Source organism: Pseudomonas sp. BN411 (assembly GCF_029871235.1).
Lineage (GTDB): Bacteria > Pseudomonadota > Gammaproteobacteria > Pseudomonadales > Pseudomonadaceae > Metapseudomonas.
Genome location: NZ_SSOM01000084.1, coordinates 97,846 through 123,092, shown reverse-complemented (window position 1 = coordinate 123,092; position 25,247 = coordinate 97,846). Strand labels below are relative to the sequence as shown.

Annotated in this window: 22 protein-coding genes; 7 read left to right on the top strand and 15 right to left on the bottom strand. The window is 64.0% G+C overall.

Annotated elements, in window-relative coordinates; translation table 11 throughout:
- Window positions 1-441 precede the first annotated feature (441 nt).
- Window positions 442-1,152, bottom strand: coding sequence for a lipoate--protein ligase family protein (locus tag E8F06_RS26890; protein WP_280372220.1), 711 nt, complete (start codon window positions 1,150-1,152; stop codon window positions 442-444).
- Between the two features lie 323 nt (window positions 1,153-1,475).
- On the opposite strand from E8F06_RS26890, the gene E8F06_RS26885 reads away from it, so the two are divergent.
- Both E8F06_RS26885 and E8F06_RS26880 read left to right on the top strand, forming a co-directional pair.
- Window positions 1,476-3,359: a multicopper oxidase domain-containing protein gene (locus tag E8F06_RS26885; protein WP_280372219.1), complete on the top strand. Its 1,884-nt coding sequence runs from the start codon at window positions 1,476-1,478 to the stop codon at window positions 3,357-3,359.
- 36 nt (window positions 3,360-3,395) lie between these two features.
- Entirely contained in the window at window positions 3,396-4,064 is a 669-nt protein-coding gene (locus tag E8F06_RS26880) for an SCO family protein (RefSeq protein ID WP_280372218.1), read from the top strand.
- Window positions 4,065-4,220: 156 nt separating this feature from the next.
- Here the strand turns inward: E8F06_RS26880 and E8F06_RS26875 are convergent, their stop codons facing one another.
- From E8F06_RS26875 to E8F06_RS26840, 8 genes are all read right to left on the bottom strand, one after another.
- Window positions 4,221-4,970, bottom strand: coding sequence for a class I SAM-dependent methyltransferase (locus E8F06_RS26875; protein WP_280372217.1), 750 nt, complete (start codon window positions 4,968-4,970; stop codon window positions 4,221-4,223).
- 232 nt (window positions 4,971-5,202) lie between these two features.
- On the bottom strand, window positions 5,203-6,360 hold the full coding sequence (locus E8F06_RS26870; protein WP_280372216.1) for a MalM family protein: 1,158 nt from the start codon (window positions 6,358-6,360) through the stop codon (window positions 5,203-5,205).
- Window positions 6,360-7,952, bottom strand: coding sequence for an outer membrane protein transport protein (locus E8F06_RS26865; protein WP_280372215.1), 1,593 nt, complete (start codon window positions 7,950-7,952; stop codon window positions 6,360-6,362). Before E8F06_RS26865 ends, E8F06_RS26870 begins: the two co-directional genes overlap by 1 nt.
- A gap of 18 nt (window positions 7,953-7,970) precedes the next feature.
- The gene (locus tag E8F06_RS26860; RefSeq protein ID WP_280372257.1) at window positions 7,971-8,945 is read right to left on the bottom strand and encodes a transporter; all 975 of its coding nucleotides are present in this window, start codon (window positions 8,943-8,945) and stop codon (window positions 7,971-7,973) included.
- 67 nt (window positions 8,946-9,012) lie between these two features.
- Window positions 9,013-9,774, bottom strand: coding sequence for a C39 family peptidase (locus E8F06_RS26855; protein WP_190828061.1), 762 nt, complete (start codon window positions 9,772-9,774; stop codon window positions 9,013-9,015).
- Window positions 9,775-9,863: 89 nt separating this feature from the next.
- Entirely contained in the window at window positions 9,864-10,316 is a 453-nt protein-coding gene (locus E8F06_RS26850; protein ID WP_280372214.1) for a DUF6160 family protein, read from the bottom strand.
- Window positions 10,317-10,545: 229 nt separating this feature from the next.
- Entirely contained in the window at window positions 10,546-13,257 is a 2,712-nt protein-coding gene (locus E8F06_RS26845; protein ID WP_280372213.1) for a LuxR C-terminal-related transcriptional regulator, read from the bottom strand.
- Window positions 13,254-15,968 (bottom strand): LuxR C-terminal-related transcriptional regulator, encoded by a 2,715-nt coding sequence (locus E8F06_RS26840; protein ID WP_280372212.1) that lies wholly within the window; start codon window positions 15,966-15,968, stop codon window positions 13,254-13,256. Before E8F06_RS26840 ends, E8F06_RS26845 begins: the two co-directional genes overlap by 4 nt.
- Before the next feature lie 165 nt (window positions 15,969-16,133).
- On the opposite strand from E8F06_RS26840, the gene pabB reads away from it, so the two are divergent.
- Window positions 16,134-17,483, top strand: coding sequence for an aminodeoxychorismate synthase component I (pabB, locus tag E8F06_RS26835; protein WP_280372211.1), 1,350 nt, complete (start codon window positions 16,134-16,136; stop codon window positions 17,481-17,483).
- 180 nt (window positions 17,484-17,663) lie between these two features.
- Here pabB and thrH read toward each other — a convergent pair whose 3' ends face one another.
- Window positions 17,664-18,281 (bottom strand): bifunctional phosphoserine phosphatase/homoserine phosphotransferase ThrH, encoded by a 618-nt coding sequence (gene thrH / locus E8F06_RS26830; RefSeq protein WP_280372210.1) that lies wholly within the window; start codon window positions 18,279-18,281, stop codon window positions 17,664-17,666.
- Window positions 18,282-18,475: 194 nt separating this feature from the next.
- Here thrH and E8F06_RS26825 point away from each other — a divergent pair, with 194 nt between their 5' ends.
- Together E8F06_RS26825 and E8F06_RS26820 are read left to right on the top strand one after the other, a co-directional pair.
- On the top strand, window positions 18,476-19,210 hold the full coding sequence (locus E8F06_RS26825) for a phosphoadenylyl-sulfate reductase (protein ID WP_280372209.1): 735 nt from the start codon (window positions 18,476-18,478) through the stop codon (window positions 19,208-19,210).
- Between the two features lie 3 nt (window positions 19,211-19,213).
- Window positions 19,214-19,507, top strand: a complete 294-nt coding sequence (locus tag E8F06_RS26820; RefSeq protein ID WP_280372208.1) for a hypothetical protein — start codon at window positions 19,214-19,216, stop codon at window positions 19,505-19,507.
- Window positions 19,508-19,653: 146 nt separating this feature from the next.
- On the opposite strand, the gene cysB is transcribed toward E8F06_RS26820, so the two are convergent.
- The 5 genes from cysB to E8F06_RS26795 form a co-directional block, all read right to left on the bottom strand.
- A complete protein-coding gene (cysB, locus tag E8F06_RS26815; RefSeq protein ID WP_280372207.1) occupies window positions 19,654-20,628 on the bottom strand; it encodes an HTH-type transcriptional regulator CysB in 975 nt (324 codons plus the stop codon).
- 119 nt (window positions 20,629-20,747) lie between these two features.
- Entirely contained in the window at window positions 20,748-21,248 is a 501-nt protein-coding gene (locus E8F06_RS26810) for a universal stress protein (protein ID WP_151134420.1), read from the bottom strand.
- A 44-nt stretch (window positions 21,249-21,292) separates the two neighbouring features.
- The gene (locus E8F06_RS26805; protein ID WP_280372206.1) at window positions 21,293-22,198 is read right to left on the bottom strand and encodes a 5'-nucleotidase; all 906 of its coding nucleotides are present in this window, start codon (window positions 22,196-22,198) and stop codon (window positions 21,293-21,295) included.
- 13 nt (window positions 22,199-22,211) lie between these two features.
- Window positions 22,212-23,165 (bottom strand): putative 2-dehydropantoate 2-reductase, encoded by a 954-nt coding sequence (locus tag E8F06_RS26800; protein WP_280372205.1) that lies wholly within the window; start codon window positions 23,163-23,165, stop codon window positions 22,212-22,214.
- Window positions 23,166-23,552, bottom strand: coding sequence for a thioredoxin family protein (locus E8F06_RS26795; RefSeq protein WP_280372204.1), 387 nt, complete (start codon window positions 23,550-23,552; stop codon window positions 23,166-23,168).
- Between E8F06_RS26795 and E8F06_RS26790 the strand changes: the two genes are divergently transcribed.
- Together E8F06_RS26790 and E8F06_RS26785 are read left to right on the top strand one after the other, a co-directional pair.
- A complete protein-coding gene (locus tag E8F06_RS26790; protein WP_280372203.1) occupies window positions 23,551-23,961 on the top strand; it encodes a PilZ domain-containing protein in 411 nt (136 codons plus the stop codon). The genes E8F06_RS26795 and E8F06_RS26790 overlap by 2 nt on opposite strands.
- 168 nt (window positions 23,962-24,129) lie before the next feature.
- Window positions 24,130-25,203: a 3-deoxy-7-phosphoheptulonate synthase gene (locus tag E8F06_RS26785; protein ID WP_280372202.1), complete on the top strand. Its 1,074-nt coding sequence runs from the start codon at window positions 24,130-24,132 to the stop codon at window positions 25,201-25,203.
- The last annotated feature ends 44 nt before the right edge of the window (window positions 25,204-25,247 follow it).

Here is a 25,247-nt window from a genome sequence, read left to right as displayed (position 1 = left end):
GTTGGGCCTCGTTCCTCGGACCAACCTACGGCGGGACACGTCCCGCCTGGCGAATGAGTTCGCTCCCCAAAATGAGTGCGACGCCTCACGCAAACCTCCCGTAGGTTGGTGTAGAGCGCAGCGAAACCCAACGATTGCCGGAAGTCCGCTGTTGGGCCTCGTTCCTCGGACCAACCTACGGCGCCCCTACAAAGGTTTCTCGGTAGCCCGGCACAAATCGCAGGCAAAAAAAGACCCGGCAATTTGCCGGGTCAATAACCGTGATTAGCCTGATGAGGAGATAATCTGATGAGTCCGAAATCTGGGCTTGTCAGCTTATCCAGCTGGCCGCGAGGCCAGTGAGGTGAATAATAATGATTCTCATTTTTTGGTCAAGCGATATTTGCTCACAGATGTGAATCAATTCCATTTATCGACCAAAGGTCCGGCCACCCGCCCCATTCACGCCAACTCCAACCCCGCCTCCGCCAACGTCCGGCGATAGCACTCGCGCAGCGGGTCCAGGCGGCTCCACACCTGCCCTACGCATTCATCCAGGGCGATATGGCTGCTGGCGCGCACACGGGCATCGAGGCCGCATCCCTGATAGAACGCATTCACCACCTCGACCATGGGCTCGCGCTGGTTTTCCATCAGCACCGCGGCGTGGGCCAGTACCACATGGCGGCTATCGCCGCGGCGGCGGCGCCAGCGTTGTGCGGTGCCGACCAGTTTTCGCGACGCCAGGGTGACGTTGTAGCGACCGTCACAGAAGGCGCCGTCCACTTCACCCAGCCCGCCCTCCAGCCCCATGCCGGCCAGCCAGTCCAGCATCGGATGGCAGAGCCGCAGATAGGCATTCTCGATACGGGTCATTTCGCTCTCGCGAGGCGGCAAGGCGTAGGCCAGCGCCACATTCAGCACGGCGGGCGATTGCGGTACGGGTTCGCCGCCGCTGTCGCGCAGGGCCACTGGCCAGCCCAGTGCCCGGCATTCGGCCTCGGCCTCTGCGAACCCCGCCAGGCGGCTCATTCGTTGCGGCATGACCAGCGCCGCCTCCTGTGGTCGCCACAGCAGCAATCCGCACTCCTGTTCGCCCTGCTGGATGCGTTCCAACAATTGGCGTTCCGCATCCAGCCCCTCGACCACCGCGAACCGTGAAACCTGGTGCATGCTTCCTCCCACACAACGTCAATTTTCCAGCAAATCCCAAAACCGTTCGCACTAGAGTGCCAAGTCATTAATCCATCTGTATTTTCTTGCCGTTCATGACGCTTCTTTGGCCGTCAGTCCGCCAGGGGCGGTTTTCACCTGGATGAATGATGGCACCCGGCAATCGCCTCCTATAAGTTTGTTTCAACCTGTTTCTAGAGCGCAGTACAGGCTTCGACCGGCAATCACTACAGAGCCAATAAGGCCAACCGGTGCGAGGTGCTCCAGGAGCAGTCAGAGCGATCGAAATCTCACTGTCCATCAAGCTGTGGAGGACCGCAGCCGTGAAGATCTTTCGCTTGAATTCCAGGGGAATCTCGCTTGTCGCTCGGAATAACACCGACGACGCGAACCATCAATCAGAACAGACCCTCGCCAGCACCAACCGCCGCGTTTTCCTCAAATGGTCCGCTGCCGCCAGCGCCCTGCCCTTGCTGCTCACGGAACGCGACAGCCAGGCCAAGGATAGCGACACCTCGGAAGTCACCAGCCCGAGAACCACGCCCTGGAAGGAATTCCTTCCCAACCAGATGAGCCCGCTGAACCCGGTCAGCGACTTGCATGGCGCCGATGGCGTCCAGGTGGTCCCGCCTACCGCAACCGCCGACGCAGAACACGGCGAATGCGGGCGCAAGCCGCACCAGCGCTACGACCAGCTGGGCACCAACCCGACCCTGTATGAAATCAACGTGGTGGAACGACCCTGGAAGGCTCACCCCGACCTGCCGGAAATCAAGGTCTGGAGCTACCGTGCCGCCGACTCCACGCCAGACAGCTTCAGCCCGATCATCTTCGCCCGCTATGGCCAGCCGGTGCTCTGCCGCTTCCACTGCAAGCTGCCCAAGGATCATGTCGGCGTCGGCGTCCCCTACATCTCGGTGCACCTGCACAACCTGCACTGCCCTTCGGAAAGTGACGGCTTTCCGGGTGACTTCTTCAGCGCCAACAAGCAAGGCCTGACCCTGGACTACAAGGGCGAGTACAAGGACCACTTCTACCCCAACGTCTACGCCGGCCTGGACGAGATGCAGAACGGCATCGGCGACTACCGCGAAGCCCTCGGCACCCTGTGGTTCCACGACCACACCTGGCAGGCCACCTCGCAGAACGTGGTGCGCGGGATGTTCGGTTTCTACGTCCTCTTCGACCATCTGGACTCGGGTAACGAGAAGGACCCGAGCCCCGAGGCCCTGCGCCTGCCCAGCTACCCGTATGACTACATGCTGAGCTTCAACGACATGCGCTTCGACGCGAGGGGCCAGCTCGTCTTCGACCGCTTCAGCCCCGACGGCACCCTGGGCGACAAGATCCTGGTCAACGGCAAGATCGAACCGGTGCTGCGGGTGGCCCGCCGCAAATACCGCCTGCGCCTGCTCAACGCCGGCCCGTCGCGCTTCTACGAGTTCTACCTGAATGACAGCAAGGGCAAGGCGCAGACCTTCACCTACATCGCCAACGACGGCAACCTGCTGCCCGCACCTATCCGCAACATGGGCAAGGTGCACCTGGGCGTCGCCGAACGCGCGGACCTGGTGGTGGATTTCTCCAAGTACCCCGTCGACACCGAGCTGTTCCTCACCAACCGTCTGATCCAGGAGACCACCAAGGGCCCGGACAAGGTGGATGGTTCCGGCACCAAGGTGCTCAAGCTGCTGGTGGATCGCGACCCGCCGGAACAGGACCTCAGCCAGGTGCCCGACGTGCTGCGGCCGCTGCGCCCACTGTGCGATGAGGAAATCGCACGGGCCAAGGTGCGCCGCTGGGTGTTCGATCGCAAGGGCGGCGAATGGGCGGTCAATGGCAAGCCGGAGAACATCCTCGACACCAGCGCGAAGATCGACAAGGGCGAGTGCGAGATCTGGGAGCTGGTCAACGAAAGCGGCGGCTGGCAGCACCCGGTGCATATCCACTTCGAGGAAGGCCGCATCCTCAGCAAGACGGTCAACGGTGTGCCGGTGGCCATTCCGGAACACGAACGAGGGCGCAAGGACGTCTATGTGCTCGGCAAGAATGAGGCGGTCAGGGTGTTCCTGCGCTTCCGCGATTTCACCGGCAAGTACGTCATGCACTGCCACAACGTGATCCACGAGGACCACGGCATGATGTTGCGCTGGGACATCGAGGACGACACGCCGCCCGAACCGCCAGCCGGGTGCGGCGTCAGCTGATCACAGCCAACCCTTGATCGTTACTGGAGATGCCAGATGAACACTCGCAGAAACCTGCTGTTCGGCGCCGGTATGGCTGCCGCGGGCCTGGCCGCGCTGGGCACCGGCCTGGTGGGCCGCAACTGGGCCGCCCCGGAGCCCGAGTACGCCGAGGGCGACAGCTTCGGCGCCCGCTACTTCCCCAACCTCACGCTCTACACGCACCTGGGCAAACGGGTGAAGCTCTACGACGACCTCATGCGTGACAAGGTGGTGGCCTTCAACATGATGTACACGATGTGCGGCGGCCTCTGCCCCACCATGACCGCAAACCTGCGCGGCACCCAGAAGCTGTTGGGCGACCGGGCCGGGAAGAATGTCTTCATGTACTCCATCACCCTGCAGCCGGAACTGGACACGCCGGAGATCCTCAGGGAATACGCTGAGTCCCACCACGTCGGCCCGGGCTGGCTGTTCCTCACCGGCGACCCCGCCGACCTGGAGAAGCTGCGGCGCAAGCTGGGCTTCTTCGACCCGGACCCGGTGGTCGACGCCGACCGCACCACGCACATCCGCATGGTGCGCATCGGCAATGACCGCTATGACCAGTGGACCATGGCCTCAGCCCGCTCGCAGCCCGAACAGTTGGTGGCTGCGATCAACATGGTGGACCGGTCGGTGGACTTCACCTCGCATAACGGGAGGGATGCGAGCTTGCCGGTTTGAGGATGAAGCTGACGGGGAATCCTTGTAGGGGCGAATTCATTCGCCAAGGGTGGCGAAGCCGCCCCTCTGGGAGTCCCCAGGGCAGACCTTCGGCCTGCTTGGCGAATGAATTCGCCCCTACAGAAGATCATGCCCCCACAAAGGAATGGCCCGACTTCAGGAAACCCTCCCCAGATTCACCGTCAGCGGCCAGCTCACCCGGCGGGTGCTGGCCGGGTCGCCCCAGGCCTGCTGGAAGCGTTCACGCAACGGGTCCAGGGGGTCGGTGCCATGGGCAGATTTGTAGGTCCCCAAGGCCGACCAGCTTTCCAGGTAACCCAGCAGGCGCGCCAGGTCCCAGTCGGCATCCAGGGTGAAGGGCGGCACCTCGATGCGCTCGAAGGGGAACGGCAGGGTGCGATAGCCCTGCTCCACGTGCTTGCGCTCCTCCGCCCAGTAGCTGCCAAGGATGTCGCTATAGAGGTGATCGACCAGCGCATCCACCTCCGGCGCGATGGTCGAGCGGTTGTAGGAGATCACCGCCAGCAATCCACCCGGCCGGCTCACGCGGCGCACTTCGGCATAGAAGCGATCCAGGTCGAACCAGTGCAGCGCCTGGGCCACCAGGGTCAGGGACACGCTGCCAGCGGCCAGCGAGGTCTGTTCCGCCGGCTCACAGCGGTAGTCGATGTTGGGTGCAGGCTCGGCCTGAGCCAGCTGCTGGGCGCTGACATCGGTGCCGACGACTTGCTGGAAGTGCCTGGCAAGATCAGTGGTGGCCTGACCGGTGCCGCAACCGCAATCCCAGGCCAGGGACTGGTCCGGCGCCTGCTGGCTGAGCCAGGCGATCAGGGCGGGATCGTAGGTGGGGCGATTGGCGCGGTAGGCGTCGGATTGGCGGGTGAAAAGCGCGCGGGTATCGGACATGGCAGGAATCCGCTTCGGGTCGCTGGGGCTGCCAGCATAGCGCGCGATCAAGACACCCTGCGAAGGTTTCACCGCCCTCCCTCACCCCCGGCCCCTCTCCCTGAGGGAGAGGGGCCGGGGGTGAGGGCGATTTCAATCGCTGAGCAGGCCGAAGGCCTGCCCGGAAGAGCTGGGGCAGCTGCGCTGCCCTTAGCGAATGAATTCGCCCCCACAAATGAAGGACATTGCATGGTCATTTCACAATGGCCAGTTCGAAGGAGCCCTGGTCGGCATGCTCGTGCACCTGCATCCCCGCCTCGCTCAGGGCGAGGTCCTGCAGGGGGCGCTTGAAGGGTTTGTTGTCCAGGGTCTGCAGGCTGCGGTCCTCATCGGTGGTCAGCAGCAGCACGTAGCGCTCGCCCTGGTTGGCGCGGACCTGCACCGTGCCTTCGATGAAGGCGTAGCGGTACCAGGTTTCGCCATGGAGCTGGTACACGGCGTCGCTCACCAGGCGTGTCGGGCGCTTGGCTTCGTCGAGGAACAGCAGCGACGGGTAGACCACCTGACGATTGGCGAAACTGCGGATGCGCAGGCCGTAGCTGTGTTGCGAGCGCGGCAGTTTGAGCGCGCTGTAGTAACTGCGGCCCATGGGGAAATCGAAACTGGGGGACAGGTTGTTCAGCTCCTCAAAGCGCGGCTCTTCGACCGAAACCTCGGTGAAGGCGTCATCCGGGAGCTGGCCGCAGCAGCGGTCCACCAGGCTCTGGTAGAGCGCCTCGCCCTGCTCTTCGCTGCCTTCCAGCAACGCCTTCATGGCGGCGCTGGGCTGGCCGTCCAGGGATGGCAACAGCGCCGCCTTGCGCTGGAACTCCATTTCACGCGCCTCGGTGTAGGCAATGGGGCCCGGCCGCTCTTCATCGTCGCCGTTGTCCTTGCCGCGCGCGGGCACTGGCGAGTTGTGTGTGCGGCCTTGTTCGTCGACCCAGGTGAAATAGGCCGGGCCCTGCTCCGGGCGCGAATAGCCACGGCCTTCGAGCACGTCGGAGTCGACGTACTCTTCCGAGCGCTGGCCGTTGGGCAGGACGAAATTGCGTTGCCCCGAGTCCACCTGCCCTGCCGCGTAGAAGCTGTTCTGCAGGTTGCCGCTGGCATCCACCCAGGTGAAGTAGCGCCGCTTGCTCTCGCCAGCCTTGGCATTGCCGGGCCAGAGCGTGCCATCGCCATCCTTGAGGCGCGCCTGGTCGCTCTGGACGATGCGCCTGGCGGCCTGGCGCTGCTGCTCGCTGTAGCGGCCATCGACGAAGGTGTTGTGCACCCGGCCCTGGTCGTCGATCCAGGTCAGGTAGCGGCCGCTGCTGGCATGGGCGGCGCCGGCGAGGGTCAGGGCGAGGAGCAGGATGGGTGCTTTCATCAGAAGGTCGTCTGGTAGGTCAGGGCCAGGATGTAAGCCTTTACCGAGGTCTCGACGTTCTGCCCGGCATAGGGGTTGTAGACCAGGTTGTCGATGCCGGTGCAGTTGAGGCTGCAACTGGTGTTGGCCTTGGTGCTCTGCTTGGTGGTGAAGTAGTTGAAGCCGATGTCGATGTTGGTGTCCTTGTCCCAGCGGTAACCCAGGCCAAGTCCGTACAGGTGCGCGTCGCCGATCGGTGCCAGCACGTCGGCCTTGTCGTCGGGGATGGCCGACGGGCGCCACTCGTAGCCGGCGCGCACGGCAAGGCGGTCGGTCCACTGGTACTGCATGCCCAGTGCCCAGCTCCAGGTATCGCGGTAGCCACGGTCGAGGATGATGCTGTTGCTGGTGGCCTTGCCGCCACCGAAGTTCTTGGCGATGCGCAGCAGGTCCAGTTCGCGGTCGAACTCGATCTCGAATTCGTTCCAGTCGCTGTAGCCGCTCCACTTCAGGTCGAGGTTGAACTGCCAGCGCTCGAAGGGCGTGAGCTTGATCCCGGTGGAGAAGTTGTCCGGGTAGGTCATGTCCAGGGACGCGTTGCCGACTTCCTCGTCGACGTTGCCGAGGGGGAACAGCGGGCTCAACACCTGACCGAACAGCGAAGACTGCATGCCGGACCAGAAGCCCTGCCATTGCTTGCTGTAGTCCACCCGGTACTTGCCCTGCAGGTGCATGCGCGCCTCGCTCTGGTAGGTGGCGCCCCAGGCGAACCAGTCGGTGGGTTCCCAGAGCACGCCAATGTTCCAGGTCGGCGACAGCGACTGCTGCAGGTCCAGGTCCATGTTGGCCAGGGTGTCGAAGGGGCCGATCTTGCCGCCGCAGACGTTGATGATCCCGGAGACGACCTCGCCCAGCCCCGGCAGGCAGAGGAACTCGTTGAACAGCCGCGTCAGGCCGGTGAGGAAGCCCGGGTTGCGGAAGTCCTGGTTGAGCGCCATGGCCTGGTGGGAGAAGCCGACGGACAGGCCCACGGCCAACTCATCGTTCACCTGGTAGCCCACCGAGGGCGAGAAGTAGGTGATGCGCTGCAAGGCGACTTCACGCCCCTGGTAGCGTGCCGGATCGCTGTCGGAATCCCGCGAGTAACCCAGGGCCATGGGCGCGTAGACGTTGGTGGCGAAGGTGAACTTGGAACCTGGCGGATTGATCGACAGGCCCGCCAGCGGTGCGAACAGCACCGGCACCTCGGTCATGCCGCCCATGCCGGGCAAGTACATGGCCGGGGTCAGGGTGCGGCTGCTGGAGTTGGCCACGGGGTCGTCGTCGAAGCCGAGGAAGCCGTAGTCCTCGGGAGCTTCGAACTTGGCGCGGATGTCCATCACCCCGGTGAGGAACTTCACCGTGGTCTGGCGGCCCTTGAGTTTGGTCAGGGCGGCCGGGTTGTAGTGCACGGCGTCGATCCCCGAGGAATCGGCGGTGATGGCGTTGGCCATGGCCATGGCCTTGGGGTTGCCGATGGTCAGGTCGTTGGCCAATTGGGCCTGGGCCAGCCCCGCCCAGCACAGACCGACCCCGGCGATCGCCCGCGCAAGCGGCGAAAGATGCATGCTCATGAGGTGTTCGCTCGTCGGTTACTGGGCCTTGAGGCCTTTGATGTCGAGGGGAACGGAAAGCCCCAGGAGTACGTCGGGCGAATCCTCGGTCATGCCGAAGCCGGCGTTGATGTTGACGATGTAGTCCGGCGACGTTCGCAGGCCGAGGGAGAAGTTCATGATCGAACTGGTCTGCTCGGTCCCTTCCAGGTTCACGTCGCCGAACTCGTAGGTCGGCTTGGTCGTGTAGGCCATCTGGTAGGAGGTGGCCAGGGACACGTCGTAGGACAGCGCGTAGGCGAAGCCCATGCTGAAGTTGAGGGTGTCGCCCGGCTCCACGTCCTGCAGGATGCGCCCGCCGCGCATCTGGTGGATGTCGTGCACCGGCATGTTGTAGGTGTAACCCACCGAGCCGAACAGCACGACCGGGTCGATCACGTAGGACATGTTGGCGCCCACGCCGAGGCTGTAATAGCCGTTGCCGGTGGAGAGGTCGTTCTCCGAGTTGATGTCGTAGGGACTCTCGCCGGTGGGCAGGCCGAGGGTGGCGAACAGTGTGGTGACCGGGCGGCCGCGGGTGGACGCCCAGGGTTGCCAGCGCAACGACGCGGAGATATCGCCCAGGCTGTAGACGTTCAGGTCGCGCTCGGTGTCGTACTTGGCCACGAACGGCAGACGCACACTGAAGGTCAGGTTGTCCCACACCCCGTAGTCGAAGGTGAAGGAGTTGGTGAAGGTGTGCTGGGCCTCGCTCTGGCTGAGCACGCTGTAGACGTTCTGGCCAGTACGGAAGGTTTCGATCTGGGTGTCGCGTACCAGCGAATAGTCGAAGCCGTAGGTGAGCGTACGCTCCCCTTTCTTCAGCAGGGTGTAGCTCTTCTCGGAGGCCTGGAACACCTCTTCCAGCGCCTTGGCGCTGTCGGCGTCGTCATCCTTCTTGCTCAGCGCGTCACGCGCGTCGTCCACCGAGGTCTCCTCGGCGTGCAGCGGCAGACTGGTACAAAGCACCAGCATGGCCAGCCATGCGTATTCCCTTGGTCCCATGGTGCAATCCCCAGGTCTTTCTTGTTATGAGCGGGTGTCACTTGCGGCGGATGTAGCGGATGTCGCCCCCCGAACCCAGTTCGTCGATTTCGTTCTGGGTGAATTTGGTGATCTGCGGAAACTCCTGGAACGCCAGCAGGCTGACGATGCGATCGTCCACCAGGCGCAGGTCGCGCTCGGTGAGGGCCATGGCGTTCTGTGGTTCATTGCCCGTGGGGAAGATCACGAAGAGGACGTTCTGGTCCCAGATCTCTTCGAAACGGGCACGGGTGAAACTGATGTTGCCCAGTGCGGGGTCCGCGACGAACACGTGGTCGTTGTAGACGTCGCGCACCACCACGAAATGCTTGAAGCCGCCGTAGTGGATCGGAACGATGGCCGGATGCTCCAGGGCGTCGAGGTCGGAGAATTCGGCACGGAAGCCGCCGCTCTTGTAGCCCAGGGCGCCGACGAAGCGCTTCATGTCCAGCAGCGAAAAGCCACGGCGCTCGACGATCTTGTCGGCTTCGCCATAGCGCAGCAGGCCCTCCATCACCTGGCGTTCTTCCAGGTTGCGGCCCAGGTAATAGTCCAGCAGCGAGGTCAGCGCGGCGGAACCGCAGCTGTAGTCGTAGGCCTGGCGAATGACGTTGCGGAACTGCAACTGGCTCATCGGCTCGACCACAGCCGTTTCGCGATACGGGCCGTTGGGCGAGAGGGGCTGGCTGATGTTCACCGCGCCTTGTGGTTGCGGTTTGGTGTCCACCGCCTGGGTGAAGCCGAACAGACCGAGCAAACTGCCAACCAGGATTTCGATCATTGCCGTTCCGACTACTCGACTCTTTTTCGGGGAAAGGCCCCGTCGACAGAGTCGGCGAGGCTTTCCGGCTTACAGGATGAACGCGTCTATCAGTGGCCCCAGACCTTGATGGTGGAGCCGGACATGTTCATGTTGTTGATGGCCAGGGAACCGATGCTGGCGGCGCTGGAGTCGCCGACGCGGATAGCGCCGACCGACAGCTGTCCGGTGATGGCCGGCAGGCTGATCTGCAGCTTGTCGTTGCCACCAGCGCCACCGTCGATCACGTCGATCTTCAGCGGGTCGCTGTCGAGAATGTCGAAGCCGGTGAAGGAGATGGTTTCCAGACGCAGCGTACCGTTGGTGGTGGTGCCACCGCTGGTTTCGGAGTCGGTGTAGACGACGCTGCCGATGCTGCCGTTGAAGCTACCGGAGATGCTGATGCCGTCCTGACCGGTCACACCGGACAGAGCGGAGTCGTCCATGGCCTTGAGGTCGGCCTGGGCCATGAACGGAGCGGCGAGTACAGCTGCGGCCAGAGCCAGTTGTTTGAAGCTTTTCATTCTTTTTATCTCCAAAGTTCACAGGTGGGTTGCCCCAGGGCCTGCCGTCGACTCCTGTCATCGGCAGTTGGACCGGCTCACGCCGATCTCCTGGCCGGACACTGCTTCCCTAAGTGCATCCGGCGAGGATTCGTGAAGCACCATGCTTCTCGACCTGGGAACAAAACTACTGAGCCCCTCCCCCGCTGCCAGCCCATCCAAGGGATGGAGGGCAGGTGGGCTCCCCACCTCAGGCCTCGCTCAGCAGGCCCATGCTCTTGCCTTTCAGTACCGCCTGGGTACGGCTACGCACCCCGAGCTTGGCGAACAGGTTGTGCAGGTGCCACTTGATGGTGGCCTCCGACAGGTGCACCGCCTGGGCAATATCGCGGTTGGAAAGACCGGCCGCGACGTAGCGCAGGATTTCCCGCTCACGGTGGCTAACATCTTGATTTTCATCGAAAGTTTCGGGATCAACGGAGAGCCGGCGGCACTGTTCGCGCAGGCTCTCGGCCACCCCTTGCCAGGCGCCGGCGCGCTTGGGTTCGGCGGTGCGCCAGGCATCCCAGAGCGGCAATAGCCACAGCGCATCGTCCTGGAACAGCCGGCGATAGCCGCGATTCCAGGCTTCCTCCAGGGTGTTCTGGAACAGGTTGAAGGCCTTCTCGCTGTTACCTTTGCGCCAGTACGCCACAGAAAGTAACAGCGACAGGCGCAGGCGACGGTCACGCTGGTGCTCGTCCTGCTGCCGCGCCAGGCAATTCTCCAGGCTGGCCTGTGCCCGTTCGGGGCGGCGCTCGGTCAGCGCCAGACGCGCTTCGGTGAGGGCCAGCGCAGTGTGAGCGTCGGAGTAACGCGCCAGGGGCAGCACGGACAGGTGCTGCTGCAGCTGCAGGCAGATGCGCTCGGCTTCGTTGGGCCGGCGCAACCAGAGCAGGAACTGCACCTTGCACGCCATGCCGTGGGCGAAGACCCGTTCATAGCCCGCGCCCTGCAGGCCGGCCAACCATTCGTCGAGCTGGACCAGCGCTTGCTCCGGTTCCCCGGCGAAAAAGCGTGCCCGCGCCATCACCAACTGGCCGCGGCTGATCAGTTCCACCGGGGTCGCCACATCACGCCAGGTCGTAGCGAGCGGCAGCTCGGCGAGGATCGCCGCGTGGCGGTCCTGCTCGTACAAGAGGTCGGCATAAGCCAGGGCCAGCGGTCCGCCTACCCGGCTGCGCCGGCCGAACACTCGCTCCACCCGCGCGCGGGCGGTCTCGGCGATGGCGCGGCCGCGTTCCAGCTCGCCGCTTTCCTTGCAGATCAGCGCCTCGATCAGGCTGGTCATGACGTGCAGGTATTCGCTGTCCACCAGTTTGAGGTTGTCGCGGGCAACGGCGATGGCCTTGGCGGCCTCGCCGAATTCGCCCATCAGCGCATAGGCCGCCGCCTGCACGCAGGCCAGGCTGGCGCGGAACACCGGCTGGTTGTCCGGCACCATGGCGAGCCACTGGCGCGCGACCTTCAGGCAGGCTTCGAGCTTGTCCTGGTAAAGCATCACCAGAGCCTTGAGCACCTGGGAGGCCGCCAGCAGTTCGCCGAGGCCGAAGTGGATCACCTTGCCGCGCCCTTGCAGCAGACGCGCGCTGACTTCCTCGATCAGCGCCTCGGACTCGGCGAAACGCTGCTCGAAAGCCAACTGCCAGGCATAGAAGATCTGGAACACCGGATGTTCGCGGATAACCTCGGCAGGCACTTCCTTGAGCATCGAAAGAATGCCGTACACGCGGTTGCCAGCAATCAGGCGCGCGCCCTGGCGCTCCAGCATTTGCGCGGCGAAGGCGAAGTCGCGGCCACGCAGGGCGTACTTGATGGCGCGGTCCGGCATGTCGTGGGCTTCGCACCAGCGGGCGGCGGCGTGCAGCAGGGTCGCCGTGTCGGTCTGGCGCGCCAGCCGACCCTGGAGGAATTCGGCGAACAGGTGGTGATAGCGGAACCACTCGCCCTGCTCGTCCAGGGGAATGATGAAGAGCTGCTCACGCTGCAACCGCATCAGCATGTCGAGGCCGTCGCGGCGCCCGGTCAGGGCGTTGCAGAGGTCGGCGCAGAAATCGTCGAGCACCGAGGTCTGTTCGAGGAATTGCTGCAGCGGCGGCGGCAGGCTGTCGAGCACATCCTCGGTCAGGTAGTCGGCGATATTGCGCTCGGTACCGCTCAGGCTGGCGAGGAAAGCCGCGCGGTCCGGGTGCCGGGCCAGCGCCAGGCTCGCCAGGTGCAGCGCGGTGATCCAGCCCTCGGTACGGGCGTGCAGCAGGCGTACCTCGCTGCCCGATAGCGGCAGCTGGCGTACTTCACGGAAGTACGCCTCGGTCTCTTCGAGGGTCAGGCGCAGGTCTTCCGCCTTCAGCAGCAGGGACTCCGATTCGCTGAACAGCATGCGCGGCGTGAAGCGGGTGCTGCTGACCAGGTGGACGTTGGCCGGCAGGTTCTCGATCAGGTAGCGCGCGCCCTGGTCCAGGGCGACGTGGCGGATGCGATGGAAGTCATCGAGCATCAGGTAGAGGTCGCGGTCGATGCGCTTGAGGTCGCCGACGAAGGCGTCGATCACCGCTTCGATTGGCCAGTTCACCTCGCCTTGCAGCAGCCCGACGGTGTTGCCACCGAAACCGGGCAAGGCGGCATCCACGGCGGCGACCAGGTATTGCAGCAGGCGCAGCGGCTCGCTGTCGGCCTCGTCGCAGGAGAGCCAGGCAACATGCGCGCCATCGGCTTGCAGCTGCTGGCGGAACAAGCTGAGCACGGTGCTTTTGCCGAACCCGGCCGGGGCGCTGAGGACCAGCACACGGCGCTGGCGGGCGAGCTTCAGGCGCTCGATCAGGGCACGACGCGGCAACACCGGACGGCCACCGGCGTCGGCCGGGAACAGCTTGGTGCGCAGCAGGGGAATCTGGTGCGGACGTGACAGGCAGAGGTCGGTCATGGTTCGAGCAGCCCCAGCTCGCGGGCACGCCGGATCGCCTGGGTCCGGTTACGCACCTTGAGCTTTTCGTAGATGTTGTGCAGGTGCCATTTGACGGTCCCCAGCGCCAGGGCCAGCTGCTGACCGATCTCTTCGTTGGAAAGCCCCTTGGCAGCCAGGCAGACGACTTCGCGCTCGCGGTCGGTGAGGCCCTCTTCGAGCACATCCAGGGATTTGCGCGCGTCTTGTCCCGGCCAGGAGGCCAGCAGGTCGCGGATGAATCCTTGCAGCGCGGGCTGGCGTTCGGCCGACTCTAGCAGCTGGAGCAATTGCCGAATCGCCTCGCCCTCCTCGATGAACAGGCTGCGCACACCTTCGCGCTCGGCGCTGAGCAGGCATTGCACCAACAGGCTGTGAGCCCGCTCCTGGTAGCCCAGGCGCTGGTAGCTGAGGGCTGCCAGCAGGTCCAGGCGCAGGCGCTGCAGGCCGTGCCAGTTGGGCTGGAGCTTGCTGCGCAGTTGAGTGATTTCGTGCAGGGCCTCGCTGAAGTGGCCACGGGCTTGCTGAAGTCGCACCCGAATCAGGCCCTGTACCCAGAGTGCCGAGTTGGCGCCTTGGTGGGTGCTACCACTGGCCAGCTTGTTCCAGTCCACGCCCTTGAAGCGCTGCTCGGCCCGCTTGACGCGGTCGGTGCCGGGTTCCTGGAGCATCAGCGAAATCTCGTCGGCCACCGCCCGGGCGTAGAAGCGCCAGGATTGGTTGCGCGCGGCGAGATTCTGCATCAGCACCAGGGTGGCCTGGGCTTCCTTGGGTTTGTCCTGCATGCGCTGGATGCGTGCGAGGAACAGCATGCCCTGGGCATAGATGTCGATCGGTCGGATGACGTCGATATGGGTCAGGGCCGCACCAAGGCGCTCTTCCAGTCCGTCGAGACGCCCTTGCTGATAGGCGATCAGGGCCTCGACTATGACCGGTAGCGCCATGGCGCGGGACTTGTCGGCCAGGTGCGGCATGACCTGGGAGCGCATCTGGTCGAAGAGCATCTGCGCCTGCTTCACCTGGCCCTGCTCCAGGGCGAGGAGGATTTCCACGTTGGCCAGTTGCATGTCCAGGTAGCGGCCTTCGAGGAAGTGGTTGCGCTGCTGCGCCAGGGCCAGCAGGCGCCGCGCCTGATCCGGCTGGGCAAGGGTCACCAGCGCCATGGCACCGATCACCAGGATGGCCACTTCGAGGAAGGCCTGGTTACGCCCGAGCTGGGCCTCGACCCTCCGCGCAATGGTCACGCAGAGTTCGAGGTCGTCCTTTTGCAGGGCAAGGGCGGCCTTCACCGCCAGGGTGGCCAGGTACTTGTCGCTGAGCTGGGTCTCGGCACGGGCGCCGCCCCAGCGCGCCAGCACCTCGTCGAGCATCTGGTTGGCTTCGGGCAAGGCCATCTCGGTGGCACGGTTCCAGACATCGGCCAGGACGAGGGTCGGATAACGCTCGGCGATTTCGTCCGGCACCTTCTGCCGCCAGCGATAGATCTTGTTCAGCTGACCACGGTTGATCAGTTCCAGGCCGCAGCCGTCCACCAGCGCCGCCAGCATCTCGGGGTCCTCGGCGAGGCTGGCGTGCTCGATGGCGAGGTTCTGCATGTGGTGGTTGGTGAACCAGAGGCTGGCGTTGAAGTGCAGCTGCTTCAGGCGCTCCGGATCACGGGCCTTGAGCCGGCTGCGCAGGAAGTCCGCGAACAGATGGTGGAAGCGGTACCACTGGCGCTCGCGATCCAGCGGCACGAGGAACAGTTGCATGGTTTCCAGCCGTTCCAGCAGCGCCTGGCCGTCGTGGCGACCGGTCAGGGCGTTGGCCAGGTCGCCGCTGAGCTGGCTGGCGATGCCCAGGGCCAACAGGGCGTCCTGCAGATCGGCCGGCAGGTGTTCGAAGACGCTGGCCAGCAAGTACTGGCCCACGGTGGCCTGGTCGCTGCCCAGGCATTCCATCTGCTCGCTGGCCTGGGGCTGGTGGCGCAGCCAGAGGCTCGCCAGCTGCACGCCAATCGCCCACCCTTCGGTATGGCTGTGAAGTGCCGTCAGCACGGCATCATCCAGTTGCAGGCCGGTGCGGGCCATATAGTCGCGGGTTTCCTCGACCGACAGGCGCAGCTCGTCGAGGCCGACTTCCAGCAGCCAGCCCTTGGCACGCAGGGTGGCCAGGTTCAGCGGCGGCAGGGAGCGGCTGCCGACCGCCAGGGTGAAGCTGGCCGGAGCCAGGCGCACCAGGCGGCCGAGGGCGGAAAAGAGTTCCGCGTCTTTCAGCAGGTGCAGGTCGTCCAGCACCAGCAGAAGCGGAGCGTTGTGCTGGGCAAGGTCCACCAGCAGGCTTTCCAGCACGGCGTTGACCGGCACCTGCATGGTGTTCTGCAGATAGCCACGGGCGTAATTGCCGAGGCCGGGCACGGCTTCGCCGAGGGTCTTGAGCAGTTGCAGGAAAAAACGCGCGGGGTCGTCGTCCTCGGCCTCCAGGGAGAACCAGGCCACTGCGCTCCCGGTAGTGCGGCGCTGCTCGGCCAGGGCCGCGAGGGCGGTGGTCTTGCCAAACCCGGCGGGGGCCGAGAACAGCAACAGGCGAGCATGGGGATGGGCGGCCAAGGCGGCTTGAACCTGGGACCTGGGCAGGTAATCGGCGGATGCCTGGGGTGTTACGAGCTTGGAGCGCTGGCGGCTACCGGCTGCGGGGTTGAGAACTGCGTCCACTGCCTGAATCCCTGTGTCGTTATCGTTGTGGTTCGGAGGTACATCTCCGTGGGATTGGTACATAAGTATCAGAATGTTTTTCCTACGTAAACGTCAGAAAAGGCTCTAGGATCGCCACTACAGGCAGACTAGAATCCGCTCCTGCATTCAGCCCCTGCCGCCCCCATGCCTGACTGTCATTTACACGCACTTCCCTATCAGGAATCTCCCTGCGAACGCTTCGTCCGCATCCGCCAGGCGCCTGGCGCCGTGCTGCTGGACGCTGGCCGCCCGGTGGCCGAGCGTGGACGCTATGACCTATTCAGCGCCTGGCCATTGGCAGCATTTGCAGCAACACCGGGCGAATCGGCCAACGACTTCGCCCAGCGCCTGCGGAAGGCTCTGGCCAGCCTCGGCGAAGCCGGTCTTCCTGCGGGAATCGAGCTGCCGTTCGTCGGCGGACTGATCGGTTACCTGGCCTATGACTTCGGCCGCCGGGTGGAACAGTTGCCGGAACAGGCCATCGACGACCTGCAACTGCCGGATGCTCGACTGGGCCTCTATGCCTGGGCGCTGGTCAGCGACCACCAATTGCGCACCAGCCAACTGGTGTTCCACCCCAGCCTCGGAGAAGCCGAGCGCGCACGCCTGATCGCCCTGTTCAGCGAGCCGGCGCAGCCTTCGTCCGCCCCCTTCCGCCTGCGGGCACCGTTCAGCGCCAACTTGACGGAAGAGCGCTACCGCAGCGCCATCGAGCGGGTGCAGGCGTACATCCAGGCGGGCGATTGCTACCAGGTGAATTTCACCCAGCGCTTCCAGGCGCCCTGCGAGGGAGACCCCTGGACCGCTTACCAGGCCCTGCGCACGGCCTGCCCGACCCCCTTCGCCGGCTACCAGGCACTGGATGACGGTGGCGCCATTCTCAGTCTGTCGCCGGAACGCTTCATCAAGGTCAGCCAGGGCCAGGTGGAAACCCGCCCGATCAAGGGCACCCGCCCACGCGGCCGCACGCCCGAAGAAGATCGCGCCCAGGCCGATGAGCTGCTGGCCAGCCGCAAGGACCGCGCCGAGAACCTGATGATCGTGGACCTGCTGCGCAATGACCTGGGGCGCAGCTGCGCCATTGGCTCGGTGCGGGTGCCCGAGCTGTTCGCGCTGGAAAGCTACCCCAACGTGCATCACCTGGTGAGCGCCATCACCGGCCGCCTGGCCGACGACAAGGACGCGCTGGACCTGATTACCGGCAGCTTTCCGGGCGGCTCCATTACCGGCGCGCCGAAGATCCGCGCCATGCAGATCATCGACGAACTGGAGCCCAACCGCCGCTCGATCTACTGCGGCTCCCTCCTCTACCTGGACGTGCGTGGTGAGCTCGACAGTTCGATCGCGATCCGCACGGTGCTGGTGAAGGACGGCCAGGCCAGTTGCTGGGGCGGCGGCGGCATAGTCGCCGACTCCGACTGGCAGGAGGAGTACCGGGAGTCCATCACCAAGGTGAAGGTGCTGATGCAGGCGCTGGAGGGGATGGGGAAGTGAACCGTTCACCTGTGGGGGCGATTTCAATCGCTATGCAGGCCGAAGGTCTGCCCCTTTAACAACCTGGGGCAGCTTCGCTGCCCTTAGCGAATGAATTCGCCCCCACAAGGATTCATAGATCCCTTCTGCCAACAAAAATGAAAATGCCCGCTTTCGCGGGCTTTTTCATGGGCGGGAGGCTCAGAGGCTCAGCTGGCGGCTGGAGGCCTTGATGAACTCGCGCTTGAGGTCTTCGTAGGTATGCACCGCCGGGAACTGCGGGAATTCGCGGATCACGTTTTCCGGGGCATGGAACAGGATGCCGGCATGGGCCTCGCTGAGCATGGTGGTGTCGTTGTAGGAGTCGCCAGCGGCGATCACGCGGTAGTAGAGGCTCTTGAAGGCGAGCACGGACTGGCGCTTCGGGTCCTTCTGGCGCAGTTGGTAGTCCACCACACGATCGGTGTCGTCGGTGATCAGACGGTGGCAAAGCAGCGTCGGGAAGCCCAGTTGGCGCATCAGCGGCTGGGAGAATTCGTAGAAGGTGTCGGAAAGGATGACGACCTGGAAGCGCTCACGCAGCCAGTCGACGAACTCGACCGCGCCGTCCAGGGGCTTCAGGGTGGCGATTACTTCCTGGATGTCGGACAGCTTCAGGCCATGCTCGTCGAGGATGCGAAGACGCTGTTTCATCAGCACGTCGTAGTCCGGGATGTCCCGGGTGGTCGCCTTCAGCGCTTCGATTCCGGTTTTTTCCGCGAAGGCGATCCAGATTTCCGGAACCAGTACACCTTCAAGGTCGAGACAGGCGATTTCCACGAGCAAATTCCCCGCATGGCTTTTTTGATTGGAGGCGGCACTCTAGCGGCTCGCCCGGGACCACGCAACGCGAGGCTTATACCCAAACGCAGCAGTGGTACTTCCTCATGGTTATTTAGGGGCATATCCGCCCTTTGTTAAGATGCGCGCCATAGAGCGCGCCCAGCGCCAACTCCTATAAGGAAGCCTGCCTGATGAGCCAACCCTTCGACGTCGCCGAACTGGCGGCGAGCTATGCCAGCAAGTCCCCCCAGGACATCCTCAAGCTCGCCTTCGAGCATTTCGGCGACGAACTGTGGATTTCCTTCAGCGGCGCCGAAGACGTGGTGCTGGTGGACATAGCCTGGAAACTGAACAAGAACGTCAAGGTGTTCAGCCTGGATACCGGCCGCCTGCACCCGGAAACCTACCGCTTCATCGAGCAGGTGCGCGAACACTACGGCATCGCCATCGAGGTGCTGTCGCCGGACCCGCGTCTGCTGGAACCCTTCGTCAAGGAAAAGGGCCTGTTCAGCTTCTTCAAGGACGGTCACGGCGAATGCTGCGGCATCCGCAAGATCGAACCGCTCCGTCGCAAGCTCTCCACCGTGACTGCCTGGGCCACCGGCCAGCGCCGCGACCAGAGCCCGGGCACCCGTTCCCAGGTGGCGGTATTGGAAGTGGACGGCGCCTTCTCCACCCCGGACAAGCCGCTGTACAAGTTCAACCCGCTGGCGCAGATGACCAGCGAGGAAGTCTGGGCCTATATCCGCATGCTGGAGATTCCCTACAACCCGCTGCACGAGCGCGGCTTCATCAGCATCGGCTGCGAACCCTGCACCCGCCCGGTGCTGCCGAACCAGCACGAACGCGAAGGCCGCTGGTGGTGGGAAGAAGCCACCCAGAAGGAATGCGGCCTGCACGCCGGCAACCTGATCAGCAAGGCTTGAGCCATGCGCATCACCCTGGTGAAGAAAGTCCTGGCCGATGGCCAGGACTGCCGCAAATGCCGGGATGTGATGGAACGCCTGGAGCGCGACGGCAACCTGGGGCGGATCGACCGCATCCTCGTGGCCGACGAGCGCAACCCGGGCAGCGCTGGCTGGATGGCAGCACAGCATTACGGCGTGGATACCGCGCCCTTCTTCGTGGTGCGTCACGACGACGGACGCGAGCAGGTCTACACCGTGTTCCTCGCCTTCGTCCGTGATGTGCTGCAAGCCTCCGCCCCCGATCAATCGTCGTAGCTTGCAGCCCAACCTACGAGAGCTCTCGGCGTGCCGGTAGGTTGTGGTAGAGCGCAGCGAAACCCAACAGCGCAAGCCTCATGATTGATTGGCACCGCCCATAAAAAAGCCCGGCATCCGCCGGGCTTTTTTCGTTGCCAAATGAATTAGTAAGTCGGCAGTTCCACGTCATGGAACAGCTCATCCAGCTCGGCCTTGTTGTGGCACTGCACGGCCTTGGCCTGGACGTCGCGGGTCAGGTGCGGGGCAAACTTCTCGATGAAGTCGCACATGAATCCGCGCAGGAAAGTGCCACGGCGGAAACCGATCTTGGTCACGCTGGCTTCGAACAGTTCGCTGGCATCCAGTACCACCAGGTCGCTGTCGAGCTTGGCGTCCACCGCCATCTTGGCCACGATGCCCACGCCCAGCCCCAGGCGAACGTAAGTCTTGATAACGTCGGCGTCGGCCGCGGTGAAGACCACCTTGGGCGTCAGGCCGCGATGGCTGAAGGCCTCGTCCAATTTGGAGCGCCCGGTGAAGCCGAACACGTAGGTCACGATTGGATGTTCAGCCAGCGCTTCGAGGGTCAGCTTGGGCAGCTTGGCCAGCGGGTGGCTCTGGGGAACGATAACGCAGCGGTTCCAGCGATAGCACGGCATCATCACCAGATCGCCGAAGAGCTCCAGCGCTTCGGTAGCGATAGCGAAGTCGACAGTGCCGTCAGCGGCCATTTCCGCGATCTGCATCGGGGTGCCCTGGTGCATGTGCAGAGAGACATCGGGGTATTGCTTGATGAAGCCACCGATCACCGGCGGCAGCGCATAGCGCGCCTGGGTGTGGGTGGTGGCGATGGACAGGGTGCCCTTCTTCTCGTTGGAGAACTCCTGGGCGATCTGCTTGATGCTCTCGACCTTGCGCAGGATTTCGCCAGCGGTGGTGATGATGCGCTCACCAGCCGGTGTGACGCGGGTGAGGTGCTTGCCGCTGCGGGCGAAGACCTCGACGCCCAACTCGTCTTCCAGCAGGCGAATCTGCTTGCTGATGCCCGGCTGCGACGTATAGAGACTTTGCGCAGTGGCGGACACGTTGAGGTCGTGGTGCGCCACTTCCCAGATGTAGCGCAATTGCTGGAGCTTCATAGGCAATCCTCAAAGCGATTACGCCGCAGGATGTCGACGGCGTTTATAACCATATTAATGGTTTGCTGAATAAAACTAGACGTTTTTTTCTGCTTTGCACAACGAGCGACCAGCGGCGGTCAGAAGTCGTTGCGTCCACGATGCTGGAGCATCGGCACCAGATACACCGGCACCTCGGATAACTGGACAAGTCGAGCCGCGGTACGGCCCAGCGGCGTCTCCAGCGGCGTCCCGTGGCTGTGGCTCCCCACCACGAGCAGGTCCACCGAAAGCTTCTGCACTTCTTCGAGGATGACCAGCGGCGGATCGCCCTGGACCACCCGTACGGCGCGGATCATGTCGAGGTCCTGGACGGCTTCACCCATTTCGTCGCGAAAGCCCTCCAGCACCCTTTGCTCGATGCTCGACATGACGGTGCCAAGCCCCTTGGCCCGCAGTTCTTTCAGGGTGTCGTCATCGAGATAGGTCTGCAGCACGGACTCGGCGAACAGACCCAGAGGTTCGACCGCGTGCACTACATAGAGTTGGGCGTTGTAGGCCCTGGCGAGGGACAAAGCGTGTTGTAGAACGTAGGGAGCATAGAGACCGAGGTCCGTGGCATAGAGAATGGAGCGAATCATGAGGCCTCCTACCGCCTTGCTTGGCTGGCCTCACCAGAGCTTAGTCACAACTGCGATTCGTTGCTCACGCCATGGGGCACGTGCCCGGTAGCCACTACGTCGCGGGCTTTTTCGCAGTGCCCGGCCTGATCATCGAAGAACACATCCGCGCCGAAGGTTTCGAGGATAGAGGCCTTTTCAAGCCCACCGAGGAAGAAGGATTCGTCCAGGCGGATATCCCACTCGCGCAGGGTGCGAATGACCCGCTCGTGGGCCGGCGCCGAGCGCGCGGTCACCAGCGCCGTTCGAATCGGACAGGCATCCGGCGGGAACTCCTGTTGCAGCCGGTTCAGCGCCGAGAGGAAGGGTTTGAAGGGGCCGCCATCCAGCGGTTCGCGGGCCGAGTCGCGCTCGTGGGCCTGGAAGGCCTCGAGGCCACCGGCCTGGTAGATGCGCTCGGAATGATCGGAAAAGAGCACCGCATCGCCGTCGAAGGCGATGCGCAACTCATTGCTCGCCGCCCGGCGCGGGCCGCCGGAAAGGATGGTCGCGGAGGCAAAGCCGCTCTGCAGTGCCCGGCGAACGTCGTCGGCGTGGGTGGACAGGAACAGGTGGCAACCGAACGCGCGCAGGTATGGCTCCGGGCTGCGCCCGCCAACGAAGGCCGCGCGGGAGATGCCAAGACCATAATGCTGGATGGAATTGAACGCGCGCAGGCCGGTGTCGGCACTGTTGCGCGACACCAGGATGACCTCCACCCGCTGCTGGCCGAGCTGTTCGTTCAGCCCGAGCAGTTTTTCCACCAGCGGATAGGCATCACCGGGTTCCAGCACCTCGTCCTCGTGCTCGATCTGGTACTGACGGTAGGCTTCTATGCCTTCCGCCTCGTAGACCCGGTGGCTTTCGTCGAGGTCGAACAGTGCCCGCGACGAAATCGCCAGTACCAGCTTGTCACCCAGTCCCTTGCCCATGGAGGTCCGCCTCTCAGCCCTGGTTGCGTGCGTCGATGAAGCGTAGCGCCTGGTACAGCGCGCGGATGCGTGGCATCTCGAAGCCTGCCGCAGCGGCGGCGGCCAGCGGGGCTTCGTAGATGGCACCGAGCTCCAGCGGGCGCTTCTGTACGAAGTCGTGGTACATGCTCGGCAGGTAATCAGGCATGCGGTCGGTGGAAGCCAGCAGCTTGGCGGCGAAGTTGTCGGGAATGCGGTGGCCGACGGCGGTGGCGGCATCCACCACTTCCTGCATGATCGCCTGGATCAACTCGCGGATGTCGGCGTTCCCCATAAGCGCGGTGGTGCCGGCATTCAGCAGCACCGACAGGCCGTTATAAGGCACGTTCCACACCAGCTTCTGCCAGCGCGCCTGATCCAGGTTGGCGACAGCGGCTGAATCGATGCCGGCCGTCTTGAACATGGCCGAGCCCTCCTCCGTCAGCGCTTGCCGCTCCGCGTCATCACGGGCCGGGCCGGAGTGATAGCCGAGGTTCACCGCTCCCAGGGACTGATGCTCGATCACCCCTGGCGCCGAGCGGTGCACGCAGATGTAGCAGAGTCCACCAATCAGATGCAGGGACTCGGGCAGCAGCGGACGCAGCTCATCCTCCACGGCCAGGCCGTTCTGCAGCAGGACCACCTTGGCACCAGGCGCGGCGGCCTTTGCAATCACCGGCGCCAGCGCGGCGTTGCTGGTGGTCTTGGCGCCCACCAGCAGCCAATCGCAGGGCGGCATGTCGGCAACGTTGCGATAGGCCTGGGCGGGGAACAGCGCCTGGGCACCATGCACCACGCTGTTCAGCTGCAGGCCGCGCGCGGCCACGGCGTCGTACTCGCTGCGCAGCAGGAAATGCACGTCGAAGCCGGCACGGGCCAGCATCACGCCATAAAAGCCGCCGATGGCGCCGGTACCGATGATGCCGATGCGCGGTTTGCTTGAACTCATCTAGGGAAGCTCCTCTGCCGGCCGGGTCAGCGCCCGGTCCAGGGCTTGAATCAGATCGTCGCGCCGCAGGCTGGAGTGCAGCGCGCCATGGAAATCGCCATTTCGGACCACGAACAGCGCAGGGAGGTGGAATACCTCATAGCGCTGCACCAGCCCACCATTATTGCCGGCATCTATCCAGCACAATCGCTCGACCGGCAGGCCTGCGCGCGGCAGATGCTCCCGTGCCCAACGACAGCTGGCGCAACCCGTGCTCGTGAAGATCACCAGGGAAGTGCCGGGAAGATCGAGCAGTCGGTGGTCGGCGTCCAGGTCGGACAATTCCAACTCGGGCACTATAGTGTCTTGGGCAATGCCGGATTCGAGGCTCCGGGAGTTCGCGGTCATGCGTCAGTTCCTGCGTCACCCCACGGAAATGCCCGTGGAGCTGGTTCCGCGCAAGGGCAGGCACCTGCCCCTGCAGCGGCTGCACGATATCAGCCTGGGTGGGGTGGCGTGCAACTCCGCCCGCGCGTTTCGGCGCGGCACCGCCATAGAACTGTGCATCCCGCTGCTGGGCGAGCTGGCGCGTTTTTCAGGAACCGTAGCCTGGTGCCGCAAGGAGACGCAGGACTACATGATCGGCGTCGCCTTCACTGACGAAGAGAACATGTTCCGCGCGCGCATGGTCGAGCAGATCTGCCTGATCGAGCAGTACCGCAAGCAGCAAGAGAATGTCGTCGGCCATGCCTTGGCACCGGAAGAGGTGGCGCAGGAATGGATCGCCCTTCATGCGGCGGACTTCGCCCCGGTCTGAAATCGTGCAAATTCCACGTTCTACGCATGCATTCGCCATTGTCGAGGTTGCGTGGAAAGCGTTAAGGTTCCCGTCCCCGCTGCGTTTTTACTGCTGTGCTCTCCGCCAAACGGGGATCGCTGGCGGCCCGCACCCGTGACCTGACGACCCTGACCGATGAAAAGCACGATGGCTGATTTACAGATCGACGACCTTAACGTTGCCTCCAACGAGACCCTGATCACGCCGGAGCAGTTGAAGCGCGAAATTCCCCTGACCGATGAAGCCCTGGGCACCGTCGCCAACGGTCGCCAGGTGGTCCGCAATATCCTCGATGGCAAGGACCATCGTCTGTTCGTGGTCGTGGGCCCCTGCTCCATCCACGACATCAAGGCCGCTCACGAGTACGCCGATCGCCTCAAGGGCCTGGCTGCCGAAGTGTCCGACACCCTCTTCCTGGTGATGCGCGTGTACTTCGAGAAGCCACGCACCACCGTCGGCTGGAAAGGCCTGATCAACGACCCCTACCTGGATGACTCCTTCAAGATCCAGGACGGCCTGCACATCGGTCGCCAGCTGCTGCGCGACCTGGCCGAGAAAGGCCTGCCCACCGCCACCGAGGCCCTGGACCCGATCTCCCCGCAGTACCTGCAGGACCTGATCAGCTGGTCGGCCATCGGCGCCCGTACCACCGAGTCCCAGACCCACCGCGAAATGGCTTCCGGCCTGTCTTCCGCAGTCGGCTTCAAGAACGGCACCGACGGTAGCCTGACCGTGGCGATCAACGCCCTGCAGTCGGTTTCCAGCCCGCACCGCTTCCTCGGCATCAACCAGGAAGGCGGCGTGTCCATCGTCACCACCAAGGGCAACGCCTACGGCCACGTGGTGCTGCGCGGTGGCAACGGCAAGCCGAACTACGACTCGGTCAGCGTCGCCATCTGCGAGCAGGAACTGACCAAGGCCGGCATTCGCCCGAACATCATGGTCGACTGCAGCCACGCCAACTCCAACAAGGACCCGGCCCTGCAACCCCTGGTCATGGACAACGTCGCCAACCAGATCCTGGAAGGCAACAACTCCATCGTCGGTCTTATGGTGGAAAGCCACCTGGGCTGGGGCAGCCAGTCGATTCCGAAAGATCTCGACCAGCTCAAGTACGGCGTTTCCATCACCGACGCCTGCATCGACTGGGATACCACCGAGAAAGCCCTGCGCAGCATGCACGCCAAGCTCAAGGACGTGCTGCCCAAGCGCCAGCGCTGATCGGCAGATAGAAACGAAAACGCCGGGCAATTGCCCGGCGTTTT

Bases quoted from the DNA above. Each gene is read 5' to 3' on its own strand.
- E8F06_RS26890 (WP_280372220.1), bottom strand. From the start codon at position 1,152: ATGCACCAGGTTTCACGGTTCGCGGTGGTCGAGGGGCTGGATGCGGAA.
- E8F06_RS26880 (WP_280372218.1), top strand. From the start codon at position 3,396: ATGAACACTCGCAGAAACCTGCTGTTCGGCGCCGGTATGGCTGCCGCG.
- E8F06_RS26875 (WP_280372217.1), bottom strand. From the start codon at position 4,970: ATGTCCGATACCCGCGCGCTTTTCACCCGCCAATCCGACGCCTACCGC.
- E8F06_RS26870 (WP_280372216.1), bottom strand. From the start codon at position 6,360: ATGAAAGCACCCATCCTGCTCCTCGCCCTGACCCTCGCCGGCGCCGCC.
- E8F06_RS26865 (WP_280372215.1), bottom strand. From the start codon at position 7,952: ATGAGCATGCATCTTTCGCCGCTTGCGCGGGCGATCGCCGGGGTCGGT.
- E8F06_RS26860 (WP_280372257.1), bottom strand. From the start codon at position 8,945: ATGCTGGTGCTTTGTACCAGTCTGCCGCTGCACGCCGAGGAGACCTCG.
- E8F06_RS26855 (WP_190828061.1), bottom strand. From the start codon at position 9,774: ATGATCGAAATCCTGGTTGGCAGTTTGCTCGGTCTGTTCGGCTTCACC.
- E8F06_RS26850 (WP_280372214.1), bottom strand. From the start codon at position 10,316: ATGAAAAGCTTCAAACAACTGGCTCTGGCCGCAGCTGTACTCGCCGCT.
- E8F06_RS26845 (WP_280372213.1), bottom strand. From the start codon at position 13,257: ATGACCGACCTCTGCCTGTCACGTCCGCACCAGATTCCCCTGCTGCGC.
- pabB (WP_280372211.1), top strand. From the start codon at position 16,134: ATGCCTGACTGTCATTTACACGCACTTCCCTATCAGGAATCTCCCTGC.
- E8F06_RS26825 (WP_280372209.1), top strand. From the start codon at position 18,476: ATGAGCCAACCCTTCGACGTCGCCGAACTGGCGGCGAGCTATGCCAGC.
- E8F06_RS26820 (WP_280372208.1), top strand. From the start codon at position 19,214: ATGCGCATCACCCTGGTGAAGAAAGTCCTGGCCGATGGCCAGGACTGC.
- cysB (WP_280372207.1), bottom strand. From the start codon at position 20,628: ATGAAGCTCCAGCAATTGCGCTACATCTGGGAAGTGGCGCACCACGAC.
- E8F06_RS26810 (WP_151134420.1), bottom strand. From the start codon at position 21,248: ATGATTCGCTCCATTCTCTATGCCACGGACCTCGGTCTCTATGCTCCC.
- E8F06_RS26805 (WP_280372206.1), bottom strand. From the start codon at position 22,198: ATGGGCAAGGGACTGGGTGACAAGCTGGTACTGGCGATTTCGTCGCGG.
- E8F06_RS26800 (WP_280372205.1), bottom strand. From the start codon at position 23,165: ATGAGTTCAAGCAAACCGCGCATCGGCATCATCGGTACCGGCGCCATC.
- E8F06_RS26790 (WP_280372203.1), top strand. From the start codon at position 23,551: ATGCGTCAGTTCCTGCGTCACCCCACGGAAATGCCCGTGGAGCTGGTT.
- E8F06_RS26795 (WP_280372204.1), bottom strand. From the start codon at position 23,552: ATGACCGCGAACTCCCGGAGCCTCGAATCCGGCATTGCCCAAGACACT.
- E8F06_RS26785 (WP_280372202.1), top strand. From the start codon at position 24,130: ATGGCTGATTTACAGATCGACGACCTTAACGTTGCCTCCAACGAGACC.